We start from the raw sequence: 14,807 nt of genomic DNA, 5'->3' as shown, positions 1-14,807 counted from the left end.
GGCCGTCATTGTGCAGAGGAAAGGGAAGAGACGATGTTCGATCTGTCGGGCCGGACCGCGTTGGTGACCGGAGCCGGTCAGAACGCCGGAGCGGGGATCGCCCGGGCGCTGGCCGCGCGAGGCGCCGCGGTGGCGGTCAACGATCTGGTGCCCGAGCGTGCCGAAGCGGTGAGCGAAGAGATCACCTCCGCCGGGGGACGCGCTGTGCCCGTCGTCTTCGACGTCACCGACCTGAAGGCGGTGCGCGAGGGCGTCGGCCGGGCCCGCACGGAGTTCGGGCGTCATCTCGACATCCTGGTCCACAACGCGGGCATCCCCGCCGACTTCGGGCAGGGGCCGTTCCGCACCCTCGCACCGGACCGGTGGCGGGCACCGGTGGAGATCAACCTGTTCGGCGCCATGAACTGCGTGTCGGCCGTCGCCGACGACATGTGCGAGGCGGGATGGGGGCGAATCGTGCAGATTTCCTCCGGGGCCGCGCGCACCGGCTCGGCGGCGGGCATCTCGCTGTACGGGGCGGCCAAGAGCGGCGTGGAGGGCTTCATCCGGCACCTGTCCCAGGAACTCGCCCCGTTGGGCGTGACCGCCAACTCTCTCGCGCTCGGGCTGCAGAGCAACGCCGCCGGAGACAGCACACAGGAGTTCGCGCAGCGGATCCCGACCCGCAGGCTCGGCACGCCGCAGGACGTCGGGGCGGCCGTGGTCTATCTCGCCTCCCCGGAGGCGTCATGGATGACCGGCCAGACCCTCAACCTCAACGGTGGCAGCGTCACCGGCTGAGCACCGGAGGCTGCGGATCACACAGGGCGTGCGCGGTGGGCGCCCCCCTGCGGCGGAGCGGAGCGTGGACACCGGACGGGCCGTCGCCGAGGTGGGTCCGCCGTGCATGCGCACTCTCGAGGTCTTCGCCCCGGTGCGATCACCCACCCCCGGCGCGCTGAGCGCCGGCACCGGTGAACAGCACCGAGTGGACGCACCTGGCCGTCCGCTGAACGGAACACCGTCCCCTCCTGCCGGTTGCGCTCCCATAGCGTGAACTGGACTGAAGGAGGAGTCCGGTTGACAGCGACCATCCATCTTCCCCCGCACCGTCTCAGCGCGGCCTCGCAGCGGCTCCGCGACGAGGTCCGCGGCTTTCTGGACGACGAGTTGCGGGCAGGCGCCTTCGTTCCGCGCTGCGACGCGTGGATGTCGGTGGCCGATCCGGCCTTCAGCCGGCGCCTGGGCGCGCGCGGCTGGATCGGCATGACGCTGCCGAGCGCCTACGGAGGCCATGACCGATCACCGCTGGAGCGGTTCGTCGTGACCGAGGAGCTGCTGGCCGCGGGCGCGCCCGTCGCCGCGCACTGGATCGCCGACCGCCAGATGGCGCCGTCGATCCTGCGTCACGGCAGCAAGGCGCAGCGGCAGCGCTATCTGCCGGCGATCGCGCGCGGTGAGTGCTACTTCGCCATCGGGATGAGCGAGCCCGACGCCGGCTCCGATCTGGCCTCCGTACGCACCCGCGCCCGGCGGGTCGACGGCGGGTGGGAGATCACCGGGACGAAGATGTGGACGACCGGAGCGCACTTCGCCCACGCGATCGTCGTCCTGGCCCGTACCGACGGTTCGCCGGCGGACCGGCACGCGGGGCTGTCGCAGTTCGTCGTGGACCTGCCGGCACCGGGGGTGGAGATCCGCCCCATCGGCACCATCGATGGGGAACACCACTTTAACGAGGTGGTCTTCGACGCGGCCGTCGTCGGGCAGGACAGCCTGCTGGGCGAGCGCGGCGCGGGGTGGCGGCAGGTCACCGCCGAGCTGGCGCACGAGCGGTCCGGGCCCGAGCGGTACATGAGCACGGTGCCGCTCCTGCGGGCCTGGGCCGAGCAGGTGCGGCAGCGGGGCGACGCGGTCGCCGAGCGGGAACTGGGCCGGCTCACGGCCAGGGCGTGGACCCTGCGCCAGATGTCGTTGTCCGTGGCGGCGGCCCTGGCCGAGGGGCGGCCGCCCGAGATCGCCGCCGCGCTGGTGAAGGATCTCGGATCCCGCTTCGAAGGAGACGTGGTGGAGACCGTACGGCGGCTGGCGGGCATCGAACCCCGCAGGAACGGGCCGGGCCTGGAAGGACTGCTCGCCGAGGCGGTCCTGCATTCACCGGTGTTCACCCTGCGCGGCGGCAGCAACGAGATCCTCCGCTCGGTCGTGGCACGGGGACTGGGGGTCCGGTGAGCGACGACCTGCGTGCGGAGATCCGCGCAGCGGTGACCGCCATCCTGCGTGGGCGGGGCGAAGACCGCACCCGCGCCGGCGGCTTCGACCATGTGGTGTGGAAGGACCTGAGCGAGGCCGGGTTCCATCTGGTCGGGGTGCCCGAGGAGGCCGGCGGCAGCGGGGGAGACCTGCGCGATCTGGCGGAGGTGACGGACCTGACGGCCTTCCACGCCGCCGGGGTACCGGTGGCGGAGACCGCCTTCCTGGCCGGCTGGCTCCTGGCCGGCGCGGGGCTGCCGGTCCCCGGCGGCCTGGTGGTCGCCTCACTGGACGAGGCCCACGGGCACTGGCGGGACGGTGCGCTGCGCCTGTCGGGGCGCCTTCGCGTGCCGTGGGCCCGGCATGCCGACCACGTCGTCACGACGGCCCGGTGCGGGCAGGACCGCATGGTCGCCGTCATCCCCGGTGGCGCCCGCCGGCCGGGCGGCCCGCGCCTCGTCACCGCGGAGAACCTCGCCGGCGAGCCACGGGACGTGCTCGTCCTGGAGGGGGTGGCGGCGGATCAGGCGCCCGCTGCCGCGCCGCCCGGCCTGGACACCGCCGCGCTGCTGACGCGAGGCGCACTGGCCAGGTCCGTCCAGCTCGCGGCGGCGGCCCGCGCGGTGCTGGTCTCCGCCCGCCGCCACATCACCGAACGCGAGCAGTTCGGCCGCCCGCTCGCCCGCTTCCAGGCGGTGCAACAGCACCTGGCGGCACTGGCCGCAGAGGTCGCCGCCATGCAGGTGAGCGCGGAGGCCGCCGTGGCGGCGGTCGAGCACGCCGACGCCGGCGCCGGTGTGGCCGTCGCCGCGGCGAAGGCGACCACCTCGGCCGGCGCGCGGCACGTCGCCGCGATCGGCCATCAGCTGCACGGCGCGCTCGGCTACTCCAGTGAGCACCGCCTGGGGGCGGCGACCACGCGGCTGTGGGCCTGGCGCGAGGAGTTCGGCAACGAGAGCCACTGGCACGACCACCTGGCCGCGGCCGGCGGCGACGACGGCGCCTGGTGGCCGCTGTTGACGGGAGGCGCCAGGTGAGCGGGGCCATCCGCGGAGTACGCGTGCTCGACCTGAGCCGGGTCCTGGCCGGACCGCTGTGCGCGCAGATGCTCGCCGACCACGGCGCGCAAGTGATCAAGGTCGAGGCGCCGGCGGGTGACGAGACCCGCCGGTGGGGGCCGCCGTTCGCCGACGAGGCCGAGACGACGAGCGCCTACTACCAGGGCCTCAACCGCAACAAGTCCAACATCGTGCTGGATCTGCGCACGCAACCGGCCCGGGAGGTGCTGTACGACCTCATCGCCCGGGCGGACGTGGTCGTGGAGAACTTCAAGGCGGGAACGATGCAGGGCTGGGGGCTGGGATATGAGTCCCGGCTCGCGCGGGACTTCCCCCGGCTGGTCTACTGCCGCATCACCGGCTACGGCGTCGACGGCCCGCTGGGGGGTCTGCCCGGCTACGACGCCGCGCTGCAGGCCTACGGCGGACTGATGAGCCTCAACGGCGAACGCGACGGCGAGCCGTTGCGCGTCGGGGTTCCCATCGTGGACATCACCGCGGCGCACCAGGCGTTCGCGGGTGTGCTGCTGGCGTTGCTGGAACGCGCCGGCAGCGGGCGGGGACAACTCGTCGACGTGACGCTGTTCGACGCGGTCCTGTCGATCCTGCATCCGCACGCCGCCACCTACCTGCAGTCGGGGGAGGTGCCCGAGCGCACCGGGGCGGCGCATCCGACGGTCGCCCCCTACCAGGTGTTCCGCACCGCGGGGCCGGGCCGTCTGTTCGTCGCCGCCGCCAGTGACGCGCAGTTCGCCGCGCTCACCGGCGTGCTCGGCCGCCCGCACCTGGCCGATGATCCACGCTTTCGCCGCAACAGGGACCGGGTGGGCCACCGCGTGGAGCTGCTGGCGGAGCTGGAGCCGGTCTTCCTGGCGCACGACGCCGGCGACCTGGCCGTCAGGCTGGCGGCGCGCGGCGTGCCGGCGAGCCCGGTCCACGACATCGACGCCGCGCTGTCCGCGCCGCACACCCTGCATCGCGCCATGGTCGTGCGCGACGGGGCGTACCGCGGCGTCGGCGTTCCGATCAAGCTGAGCCGTTCGGCGCCGGTGCCGCCGCGTGCCCCCGCCGCGGCGGGCGCCGACACCTACCGTGTCCTGGCCGAGCTGGGATGCAGCGCGGAGCGGATCGCCGCGCTCGGCCGCTCGGGCGCCTTCGGGGCGGCCGGTGCCGTCACGGACCGGGACGGCTGAACGAGCACGCGTCCAGCACCCATGACGCCCGCCCGACGACGCCCGCCTTGCGGAGGGCCGGAGGCGGGAGGCGGGCTCACCCTGGCGGCGTCCGGGCGGCGGCGGCCGTGCGGACGCCGTCGAGCACCATGCGGAAGGCCTCCCGCAGCAGTTCGGCGACGTCCCGGCCGGTGTCGGAGGTGATCCACTGCATGAAGACGTGACGGGTGGCCTGCACCACGAGGTAGGCGGGCAGGGACCGCTCCAGCGGACGCCCGCCCCGGCCGATGCGTCCGGCGAGGAACTCGGCCATGGCCTCGCACAGCTCGTCGTCGGCTTCCATCCAGCGCAGGCGGTACTGCGGGCTGGAGGCCACCACCGCCAGGAGCCGGCGCTCCGAAGGGCCGAGCGTGTCCTCGCCGAGCGCCGACATCCACACGGTGACCAGCACGTCGACCAGGTCCCCGCCGGCGGGAGCCTCCCGCAGAGCCTCGATGACCAGCTGTGAGCTGCGGCGGAACAGCGGCCGTACCACGTCCTCCTTGACCGGGAAATGGCGGTAGAACGTGCGGGTGGCGATGCCTGCCGCGTCGGCGATGCGCTCGACCGTCGCCGAGGTGTCGCCGTCGGCGACGAAGATCTCGGCCGCCCTGCGGGCGATCGTCATGCGGAGCTCTTCGGTGCGCCGCTCCGTCAGGGTCTGCCGGCCGGCCTTCGTCATGGGAACCACCTCACAGCGGTCCAGTCTCGCAGACGGCCGGACCCGTCCCGATCCGCGTTCCGTATGCGGAAAGTGGATCCGATCTGTTTACACCGTCGCAACGGGACCGTAAGCTCACGCATGTCAGTTTGTGCCATCTAGGCACAATGTGCAACCAGGTGATGATCCGGGAGGCAAGCATGACCACGGCGCAGAGCCAGGGCTCGCCCATCACCATGATCGACAGAGTGGCTTCCCTGCTGCAGGTCTTCGACGGCCAGCCCAGGCTCACCCTGGCGCAGATCGCACGGCAGGCCGAACTCCCCAGGTCATCGGCGCACCGGATCCTGCAACGCCTGGTGGAGCTGGGCTGGCTGGAACGCGAGGGCTACCAGTACCGCCTGGGCCTGCGCATGTTCGAACTGGGCTCCAAAGTCGTCCAGCGCGAACGCCTGCACCAGGCCTGCCTTCCCTTCATGTACGCCCTGCACCGCTCCACCGGGCTGACGGTGCACCTGAGCGCGCTGGTGTCGGGCGAGGTGCTGCACCTGGAGCGCATCGGCGACTGGCCGAAGAAGGGGGAGGGCTGGCGCCTGGGAGCCCGCCAGCCCGCCGTGCACTCCGCCGCCGGTCGCGCCATCCTCGCGCAGCTGGACGAAGCCCAATGGCCCGAACTGGCCTTCCCGCCGGCGGCCACGGTGTACGGCTCCCACACCATGGCCCAGCTGCGGCGCGACCTGGAACGCGTGCGCGACCGCGGAGGCGTCGCCCTCGACGTCCAGGGCTGCAGCGCGGGCGTCACCGCGGTGGCCGCCGCCATCGGCCCACCGGCCGGCAACCTGCGCGCGGCCCTGTCACTGTGCGGGCCGGCCGAGACGACACCGACGCAGGAGGCGGGCGACACGGTGCGCATCGCCGCCATGGACATCTGGTACGCCGCATCCGGGGTGGCCCGCCGCCCCACGCGGCCCGCGCGCCGCCACGATCACCCGCGCGGTACGGCGCGCCGGCACCAGCCCCGCCTGCTGACGCCGCCACCGCCCGAGGCCACCGCCTGAGGCCCTCACCGCCTGACGCCGCCGCCACGCCGGACCGCCGGCCACCGCACCCCCGACCGCCGCGCACCCCCGCACCCGCATCCCCCCGCCCAGCCGAAGGAACCGGTGACCCATGACCCTGATATCCCCGGATCAGCCCACCTACGTCCTGGCCCCCGTGACCGACGTCGACCGCCACGCCCTCGACGCGGCCATCGACGCCGCCGAACCGGGCGCCCTGCTGATGGCCCTGATCCACCACAGCGGGGACACCGGCCTCCTCGACGAGTTCGCGGCCGGCCTCGATCAGGAGCGCCGCCGCGCGCAGGCGCAAGGCCACCCGCCGGCGATCATGGGGGAGTACCCGCCCGCGGTCGCGGCCCAGGTGCGCGACCGCGCCCGGCGACTGCTCCACGCCCCCCTGACCCCCCGCATCGCCGTCCCCGACGACGCGCTGTTCCGCCGGATGGCGCAGGTGTGCGTGGACGACACCGTCGGCGACGAGTACGTCCCGCACCTGCGTGAACAGGGCGGATTCGAGGCCGCCCGGCGGGTCGTCCCAACCACCCGCAAACCACCGGCGGACTTCACCGTCGCGATCATCGGCTGCGGCATGATCGGCCTGAACGCCGCGATCAAACTCGGCCAGGCCGGCTTCCGCTACCAGGTGTTCGAAGAACGCGACGACCTCGGCGGAACCTGGTCGCGCAACACCTACCCGGGCGCCGCCGTCGACACCCCGAGCCACTTCTACTCGTACTCCTTCGAGCTCAACCCCCGCTGGTCGAAGTACTACCCGACGGGAACGGAGTACCTGCAGTACCTGCACCACGTGGCCGACAAGTACGACATCCACCCGCACATCGCCTTCTCGACCAAGGTCCTCGGCTGCCGCTGGGACGAAGACACCCAGGTCTGGGACCTCACCGTCCGCCACAGCGACGGCTCCGTGCGCACCCACCACGCCAACGCGGTGATCACCGCCACAGGCGTGCTCAACGCGGCGGCGATCCCCGACATCGACGGGATGAACACCTTCCACGGCGAGACGATGCACACCGCCCAGTGGCGCCACGACGTCGACCTGCGCGGCAAACGGGTGGTCGTCCTGGGAACCGGATGCACCTCCGTGCAGGTGGTGGCCGGCATCGCCGACCAGGTCGAGTCCCTGGACGTCGTGCTGCGCCAGCCGCACTGGATCGTCCCCGAACGCAAGGTCGCCGCCGACGTGCCCGAGGCCATGAGGTGGGCACTGGAGCACATCCCCTACTTCCACCAGTGGTTCCGCGTCAAGACCTACTGGTGGGCCGCCGACAAGGGCTGGTCCATCCCCCGCATCGACGAGGAGTGGTACGCCACGCACGTCTCGGCGTCCCCGGCCAACGACGCGCTCATGCAGGTCTGCCTGGACTACCTCGACCAGGCATTCGCCGAACGGCCCGATCTGAAGGAGACACTGACGCCGGACTTCCCGCCGTTCGCCAAGCGGATCGTCAAGGACCCCGGCTTCTTCGACGCCGTCAAGCGCGACAACGTGTCGCTGCACCGGGCATCGCTGCAGCGGATCCACCCCGACGGCGTCGTGACGACGGAGGGGAAGTTCATCGCCGCCGACGTCATCATCTGGGCCACCGGCTTCAAACTCGAATACCTCGGATTCCTCGATGTCGTCGGCCGCGACGGCATCACACTGGCCCAGGAGTGGGCCGATGAGAACCCGCGCGCGTATCTGGGCATCACCGTTCCGGGCTTTCCCAACCTCTTCGTCACCGCGGGCCCCAACGCCGCCCCCAACCACGGCGGCGGCCACAACGTCACCAGCGAGGAACACGTCCACTACATCGTGGAATGCCTGCAACACCTGATCGAGAACGGCCACACCGCGATGGAACCGACCCGGCAGGCGACCGACGACTACAACCGCCGAGTCGACGAGGAACTGGACAAAACCGTCTGGAAACACGCCGGCACCGCGACCGGCTACTACCGCAACAAGGCCGGGCGGGCCTGGGTGGCCTGCCCGTGGCGGCTGGTCGACTACTGGGCCATGCTGCGCGCGCCGCAGCCACGCGACTACGTGTTCACCTCAGCACCCCGAGACTGACCGCCGCACACGAAGAGGGGGGCCGGCCAAGCAGCCGGCCCCCCGCTGACGTGCGGCGGTCACTCCCCGCGGAAAACCGGGGGCCGACGCTCGAGACTCGCCGCGATGCCCTCGGCGCAGTCCCCGGTCGCCCACAGACGGGACTGCTCGGCCAACTCGTGCTCCAGAGCCTCACGAACCCGACGCGCCAGATCGGCACGCAGCGTCGAGCGGATCGACCTGACCGCCAGCGGCGCCGCCGCCGCCAGCTCACCCGCCCAGGCGAGCGCCTGCTCCCGCTGCCGCCCGGGCTCGGCCAGCCGGTCGGCCAGCCCGATACGACACGCCTCCTGACCGCGCACCGGCCGCCCGGTCAGCAGCATGCCGGCCGCGGCCTGCCGGCCGACGATGTCCGGCAGGGTCACACTCAGCCCGAACCCCTGGTGAAAACCCAGCAACGCGAAGTTGGCGACGAACCGGGAGTTCACGTCGGCGACCCGGAAGTCGGCCGCGCACGCCAGGCCCAGACCTCCGCCCACCGCGGCCCCCTGCACCGCGGCGATGATCGGGATCCGGATCTCGAACAGCTGCGCCGCCCGCCGGTACAGACGCTCCGACACGGCCACACGATCACTGTCGAAACCGCCGCCCTCACCGAAGTCGGCGCCGGCGCAGAAGTGCTTTCCCGCCGAAGCCAGAACGAGCACCCGGCACTCGCCGGTGCCGTCCAGTTCACGAGCGGCATCCACGATCCGGCCGATGAGATGCTCGTCGAAGAAGTTGGCGGGCGGCCGGCGCATCTCCACAAGCCCCACCCCGCCCTCCACCGTGACCGACAGGTCCGGCTCGGGCACGGGCCCGGAGCGGGTCTCGACGTCTGCTGTCACGAGCGGCCTCCACACCGTCGGGAATGAGATCGTCCCCCACCCTGCCCGGCGCCGGCCGCCGGCGGCGACGAGGTGTCCGCTGAGTGGACGTCCGCCACCGCACGACGGGCGACCAGAGGCACAGTCGTTTCCCCGCAGACCGACCCGCCCCCGCCGCCGGCCACCGCCGGCGGGGGCCGAGGCGAAGGACGTCCATGAGCCCCCGTGAGACACCGCAGACGATCGGCATCGTCAACACCCTGCACGCGTTCGCCCGCCTGGCCGACGAGGGCACCCTCCACGACCTCGCCGCCCTGCTCGCCGACGACGTGCAGTGGACGATGGCCGGCACGCACTGGCGCGGCCGCGAGCAGACCGTCATCGGGCTGGGCCGGATGCGCGAGCTCGGACACGCCGGCCCTGACTCGGGCAACCGACACGTGATCACCAACCTGGAGGTGCACACCACCGGCGACCGCGCCACCGCCTTCTCCTACTTCCTGCTCGTGTCGTCCACCTCACCCGCGGCGATCCTCGCCGTCGGCTCCTACCACGACGAACTCAGCCGCGTCCAGGACGGCCGCTGGATCCTGACACGGCGCGAGGTGACCACCTGACGCCGCACCCCCGGGCACTCAAGCCGTCCACTCACCGGAACATCGCCCCGCGACGGCATCGCGTCCGCCCTAGCGTCGGGTCACCGGCCCGACGGCGCCGACCCGGCCCGGGACGCCGCACCGGCCCGCACACCGCAGGGGAGAGTCGATGACAGCCGCAGACCACACCGATCCCCGCCTCGGCCGAGCCCTCGATCACGCGCTGGAACTGGGGGAGATCGGCATCGCCGTCGCCGCCTACCACCGAGGCGAACTGATCGTCGACGCCGTCGCCGGGGTCACCGACGTCACCACGGGCACGCCCGTCGACGAACGCACCCTGTTCCCGGTGTTCTCCGTGACCAAGGGCGTCACCGCGGCCGCGCTCCACCTGCAGGCCGAACGCGGACTGGTCGACCTGCAGGCGCCGATCGCCCGGTACTGGCCCGAGTTCGCCGCAGCCGGCAAGCACACCGTCACGGTCGAGCAGGCACTGTCACACCGGGCGGGCATCCCGCAGATGCCCGCGGGCGTCACCCCGCAACTCCTGGCCGACTGGCAGTGGATGACCGACCGCATCGCCCACCTCACCCCCCGCTACGAGCCGGGCACCACCAACGCCTACCACGTCCTGGTCTGGGGCTGGATCATCGGCGAGGTCGTACGCCGCACCGACCCGGCGCACCGCCCCTTCGACGTCTTCGTCACCGAGGAGATCTGCGCGCCGCTCGGCGTCACCGACTTCCACCTCGGGGTGCCCGACGACGACCTCGGCCGGGTGGCCACCCTGTACGGCGGCGACGCGTTCACGATCGCCGACCAGCACGACATCAGCCCCCGGGCGGTCTTCCCCGGCTCCCAGGTGCACAACCAGCCGGTCATGCGACAGGCCGTGGACCCCGGAGCCGGCGCGATCACCACCGCGGCCTCGGTGGCCAGGATCTTCGCGATGCTCGCCGAGGGCGGGCGACTCGACGGCGTCCGGCTGCTGTCACCCGACAGGATCGCCACGTTCACCCGCCCCCGCACGGACGCGCACGCCCCCGACCAGGTGCTGACCATCCCGGTGTGGTTCGGCGCCAACGGGTTCTGGCTCGGCGGCGAACCAGGCGCCTCCGACCCCCTCGTGGGAGACCACCGCTCCATCATCTACAGCCCCGGCGCGGGAGGCTCCGTGGCCTGGGCCGACCTGCGCGACCGGATCGCGGTCGCGATCTGCCACAACAACATGGACGCCCCGGTGAGCGCCGGACCCGGCAGCACCTTCGAACCCGTGGTGCGGGCCGTCCGCGAGATCATCGCCGAGCGTGAGAGGAGCACGCGATGAGCGCGGCACACGACCTGTTCGGCGGCGGCGTCGCGGTGATCACCGGAGCCGGTGCGGGCATCGGCGCCGGCCTGGCCCGCTACGCCGCCCGCGAACTCGGCATGACCGTGGTACTCGCCGACGTCGACACCACGGCGATCACCGCCCTGCGGACCGAACTGCAGCAGCAGGGCGCCCACGCCCTCGACGTCGCCTGCGACGTGCGCGACCCCGACGCCGTCGAACGCCTGGCCGAGACCACCCTCAGCGAAGCCGGCCCGGTCAGGCTCCTGGTCAACAACGCCGGGGTGGAACAGTTCGGCTACCTGTGGGACACCCCGGTCGCCAACTGGGAACGCCTGGTGACGATCAACATCAGCGGGGTCTTCCACGGCGTCCGCGCATTCCTGCCGCGCATGATGGCCGACCCCGGCCGGTCGTGGGTGTGGAACCTGTCGTCGGTCGGCGGGGTCAGCGCCGGCCCGCTGCAGGCGCCCTACATCATGAGCAAGCACGCCGTCCTGGCACTCACCGAATGCCTGCACCAGGAGGTCGAACTCGCCGGCCACGGCCACCACGTCCACGTCCAGGCGGTGCTGCCCGGAGCCGTGACCTCGAACATCTTCGAGTCCGCCGGCGCCGTCGACGACGGAGACGTCACCGCCGCCGAGGACCACCGCTCGGCCATGCTGCAGATCAAAGCCCAGGCGATGGACCCCCTCGACGCCGCCCGCGTGTTCTTCGACCAGGCCGCGGCACAGGAGTTCTACCTGCTGTCGCAGCCCTTCGTCGCCGACGCCATGGCCGCACGGGCCGACACCCTGCTCCACCGCCGCCCCCCGCACCTGCCGCGGGGCGAGTTCTCCGTCCCCGCCCCCTGACCCGCCCGCCGGAGCCCGCCCATGCCCCCGCCACCCAACCTGGACCCCGACGCCGCGGCGATCGCCGCGGCCATCGCCGCGACGCCACCCATGCGCGAGCGCGGCCTCGCCGCGATCCGCCACGCCATGGAAACGACGCCGCTGCCCGCGGGCCTGCCGGTCATGGCCTCCACCGAGGACCACCTGATCGACGGACGGTGGGGGGAGATCCCGCTGCGCGTCCACCGCCCGACACCGGACGAGCGGGCACCGGTACTGGTGTACTTCCACGGCGGCGGCATGTGCCTGGGCTCCAACCACTCCTTCGAGCCACTGGCCCGGCACCTGGCCCACCACAGCGGCGCCACGGTGGTGTCGGTCGGATACCACCTCGCCCCGGAATCACCGCCGCCCGCCCAGTTCGACGACGCCTACACCGCCACCCTCTGGACCGCCGAACACGCCGGCGAACTACGCGTCGACCCGACCCGGCTCGCCGTCGCCGGCGACAGCGCAGGCGGCACCCTGGCCGCAGCGGTCGCCCTGGCCGCCCGCGACCGCGGCGGACCGGCCATCAGCTGCCAGGTGCTCGCCTACCCCGGCCTCGACCGGGACATGGCCGCCCGCTCGATGTCCCAGCACGCGCAGGCCCCCATCCTGAGCCGCGACGACGTCCTGTTCCTCAACGAGAACGCCGACGCCGGACGAGGCCACCCCGACAGCCCGTACCGCATCCCCGCCTACGCCGCCGACCTGAGCGGCCTGCCACCGGCCATCGTGGTGACGGCCGAATGCGACCCGATCAGGGACTGGGGCGAGCGCTACGCCCACCGGCTGCGCGACGCCGGGGTCCAGACCACCCACACCCGATACCCGGGCACCTACCACGGCTTCCTCGCCCAATCGGACCACCTCGCCAGGGGCCGCCTCGCCGTCGCCGAGATCGGCGCGCTGCTGCGCGCGAAGTTCACCCACCCGCTGCCCTTCTGACCCCACGCCACCCGGCACCACCTCCAGGAGAACCCGTGGCCGACACCGCCGCCGATCCGTTCGCCGACGCCCGCGTCCTCACCGCCCGCCGCCTGTCGGGCGGGTACACCTGGGCCGAATGCCCCCGCTGGCACGACGGGGCACTGTGGCTCAGCGACATGTACGCCCACCGCATCGTCCGCCTGGACGACGACGGCACCCCGCACACCGTGGTCGACCTGTCCCTGCGGACCTCCGCCGACGGCACCGAGGTCATCCCCGGCGGATTCGGCTGGCTGCCCGACGGCAGACTGATCGTCACCTCGATGCACGAACGGCTCGTCCTGGCCTTCGACGGCGAGCGGCTCACCGAACACGCCGACCTGCGGCCACTGGCGAGCGGACCGGTCAACGACATGGTCGTCGACGGCGACGGCCGCGCCTACGTCACCCAGCTCGGCTTCGAACTGTTCCAGGGCGAGGAACCACGCGACTCGCCCCTGCTGGCCGTGGAACCCGACGGCACCGCGCATGCCCTGACCGACCTGGGCGGCATGTCCGGCGCCAACGGCATCGCGATCACCGCCGACGGACGCCGCGTGCTGACCGCCGAGGCCTTCGCCAACCGCATCACCGTGCTGGACCGCGACGAACACGGCCGCCTGGACAACCGGCGCGTCTTCGCCCCCACCCCCTCCCTGCCGGACGGCATCTGCCTGGACGACGACGGCGGCGTCTGGGCGGGAATGCCCGGCGTCCCCGCCGTGGCCCGCTTCACCGAGGGCGGCACCGTCACCGACCTGGTGCCCTTCGACGCCACCCAGGCCCTGCCGCCCGCCTGCGTGCTCGGCGGCACCGACCGGCGCACCCTGTACATCTGCGCCGGCCTGGACGTCCTGGACTGGCAGGAGTCCCGGCGCAACCGCCGCGGGACCATCTGGCAGGTCCCGGTCCAGGCGACCGGCGGAGCCAACCGCCCCTGACACGCCAACCCCACCAGAAGAGGATCCGCTGTGGACCTGCTTTCCTTCCACGACCGCGTCGTGATCGTGACCGGCGCCGGACGCGGCATCGGCCGGGCACACGCCCTGCTGCTCGCCGCCCGCGGAGCCGCCGTCGTCGTCGCCGACCTCGGCTCCAGCGTGGACGGCTCCGGCGTCGAGGACGACAACCCGGCCTCCGCCGTCGTCGCCGAGATCCGTACCGCCGGCGGGCAGGCCGTCGCCTGCCGGGCCGACGTCGCCACCGAGAGCGGCGCCGCCGCGGTGGTCGAAACCGCCCTGACCGAATTCGGCCGGCTGGACGCGGTGGTGAACAACGCCGGCATCGTCCGGACCGGGCGCTTCGACGAGGTCCCGGCCGAGGAGTACCGGCGCCACCTCGACGTGCACTTCTTCGGCTCGCTGTACGTCTGCCGCGCGGCCTGGCCGCACCTGATCGCCTCCGGCACCGGCCGGGTGGTCAACACCGTCTCCGCCGCGATGCTCGGCAACCCGCTGATGACGCACTACGGCAGCTCCAAGGGAGCCGTCTTCTCCCTCACCCGCAACCTCGCCGTCGAAGGCGCCCCGCACGGCGTGCTGGTCAACGCCCTGGCACCCGGGGCCGGCACGCGCATGGCCGAGAACTCGGCCGACTCGCTCTCCCCGGACGTGCTGCAGTACATGCGCACCCAACTCCTGCCCGAGCACGTGGCCCCGGTGGCCGCCTACCTCACCCACCCCTCCTGCCGGGTGAGCGGCGAGGTCCTCAACGCCGCCGGAGGCGGCGTCAGCAGGCTCGCCGTCGTCACCACCCGGGGCATCCACGACCCCGGCCTGACCATCGAGACGGTCGCCGACCGGTTCGACGACATCATGGCCCTCACCCCCGAGGCGCAGCCGCAGACCATCACCGCGGCGCAGCCCCATTCCGCCTGAGTCCGACGG

General features: G+C 72.7%; 14 protein-coding genes. 12 read left to right on the top strand and 2 right to left on the bottom strand.

The window, feature by feature from the left end:
- Positions 1–33: 33 nt before the first annotated feature.
- From F4562_RS33015 to F4562_RS33000, 4 genes are all read left to right on the top strand, one after another.
- Positions 34–780 carry an SDR family NAD(P)-dependent oxidoreductase gene (locus F4562_RS33015; RefSeq protein ID WP_184546589.1) on the top strand — a complete coding sequence of 249 codons (747 nt, stop codon included), beginning with the start codon at positions 34–36 and terminating at the stop codon, positions 778–780.
- Between the two features lie 279 nt (positions 781–1,059).
- The gene (locus tag F4562_RS33010) at positions 1,060–2,211 is read left to right on the top strand and encodes an acyl-CoA dehydrogenase family protein (protein WP_184546591.1); all 1,152 of its coding nucleotides are present in this window, start codon (positions 1,060–1,062) and stop codon (positions 2,209–2,211) included.
- Positions 2,208–3,269, top strand: a complete 1,062-nt coding sequence (locus F4562_RS33005) for an acyl-CoA dehydrogenase family protein (RefSeq protein WP_184546594.1) — start codon at positions 2,208–2,210, stop codon at positions 3,267–3,269. The genes F4562_RS33010 and F4562_RS33005 overlap by 4 nt, the downstream gene beginning before the upstream one ends.
- Positions 3,266–4,483: a CaiB/BaiF CoA transferase family protein gene (locus F4562_RS33000; protein ID WP_311734227.1), complete on the top strand. Its 1,218-nt coding sequence runs from the start codon at positions 3,266–3,268 to the stop codon at positions 4,481–4,483. Before F4562_RS33005 ends, F4562_RS33000 begins: the two co-directional genes overlap by 4 nt.
- A 76-nt stretch (positions 4,484–4,559) precedes the next feature.
- Here F4562_RS33000 and F4562_RS32995 read toward each other — a convergent pair whose 3' ends face one another.
- Positions 4,560–5,183, bottom strand: a complete 624-nt coding sequence (locus F4562_RS32995) for a TetR/AcrR family transcriptional regulator (RefSeq protein WP_221207733.1) — start codon at positions 5,181–5,183, stop codon at positions 4,560–4,562.
- A 179-nt stretch (positions 5,184–5,362) separates the two neighbouring features.
- Between F4562_RS32995 and F4562_RS32990 the strand changes: the two genes are divergently transcribed.
- Together F4562_RS32990 and F4562_RS32985 are read left to right on the top strand one after the other, a co-directional pair.
- The gene (locus F4562_RS32990; protein ID WP_184546595.1) at positions 5,363–6,220 is read left to right on the top strand and encodes an IclR family transcriptional regulator; all 858 of its coding nucleotides are present in this window, start codon (positions 5,363–5,365) and stop codon (positions 6,218–6,220) included.
- Between the two features lie 112 nt (positions 6,221–6,332).
- Positions 6,333–8,303 (top strand): flavin-containing monooxygenase, encoded by a 1,971-nt coding sequence (locus F4562_RS32985; protein WP_184546597.1) that lies wholly within the window; start codon positions 6,333–6,335, stop codon positions 8,301–8,303.
- Between the two features lie 59 nt (positions 8,304–8,362).
- On the opposite strand, the gene F4562_RS32980 is transcribed toward F4562_RS32985, so the two are convergent.
- Complete coding sequence (locus F4562_RS32980) at positions 8,363–9,169, bottom strand: enoyl-CoA hydratase/isomerase family protein (protein WP_311734228.1); 807 nt, start codon at positions 9,167–9,169, stop codon at positions 8,363–8,365.
- A 194-nt stretch (positions 9,170–9,363) separates the two neighbouring features.
- Here F4562_RS32980 and F4562_RS32975 point away from each other — a divergent pair, with 194 nt between their 5' ends.
- From F4562_RS32975 to F4562_RS32950, 6 genes are all read left to right on the top strand, one after another.
- Positions 9,364–9,765 carry a nuclear transport factor 2 family protein gene (locus tag F4562_RS32975; protein WP_221207734.1) on the top strand — a complete coding sequence of 134 codons (402 nt, stop codon included), beginning with the start codon at positions 9,364–9,366 and terminating at the stop codon, positions 9,763–9,765.
- A 148-nt stretch (positions 9,766–9,913) separates the two neighbouring features.
- Positions 9,914–11,071, top strand: coding sequence for a serine hydrolase domain-containing protein (locus F4562_RS32970; RefSeq protein ID WP_184546599.1), 1,158 nt, complete (start codon positions 9,914–9,916; stop codon positions 11,069–11,071).
- A complete protein-coding gene (locus F4562_RS32965; RefSeq protein ID WP_184546601.1) occupies positions 11,068–11,931 on the top strand; it encodes an SDR family NAD(P)-dependent oxidoreductase in 864 nt (287 codons plus the stop codon). The genes F4562_RS32970 and F4562_RS32965 overlap by 4 nt, the downstream gene beginning before the upstream one ends.
- 21 nt (positions 11,932–11,952) lie before the next feature.
- Positions 11,953–12,900 (top strand): alpha/beta hydrolase, encoded by a 948-nt coding sequence (locus F4562_RS32960; protein ID WP_184546603.1) that lies wholly within the window; start codon positions 11,953–11,955, stop codon positions 12,898–12,900.
- A gap of 35 nt (positions 12,901–12,935) precedes the next feature.
- On the top strand, positions 12,936–13,862 hold the full coding sequence (locus F4562_RS32955; RefSeq protein WP_184546605.1) for an SMP-30/gluconolactonase/LRE family protein: 927 nt from the start codon (positions 12,936–12,938) through the stop codon (positions 13,860–13,862).
- A 30-nt stretch (positions 13,863–13,892) separates the two neighbouring features.
- Positions 13,893–14,798 carry an SDR family NAD(P)-dependent oxidoreductase gene (locus F4562_RS32950; RefSeq protein ID WP_184546607.1) on the top strand — a complete coding sequence of 302 codons (906 nt, stop codon included), beginning with the start codon at positions 13,893–13,895 and terminating at the stop codon, positions 14,796–14,798.
- Positions 14,799–14,807: the final 9 nt, after the last annotated feature.

The organism is Streptosporangium becharense (assembly GCF_014204985.1).
GTDB classification, from domain to species: Bacteria; Actinomycetota; Actinomycetes; order Streptosporangiales; family Streptosporangiaceae; genus Streptosporangium; species Streptosporangium becharense.
Note: the sequence above shows the minus strand (reverse complement) of the source record. Positions and strands in the feature narration are given on the sequence as shown.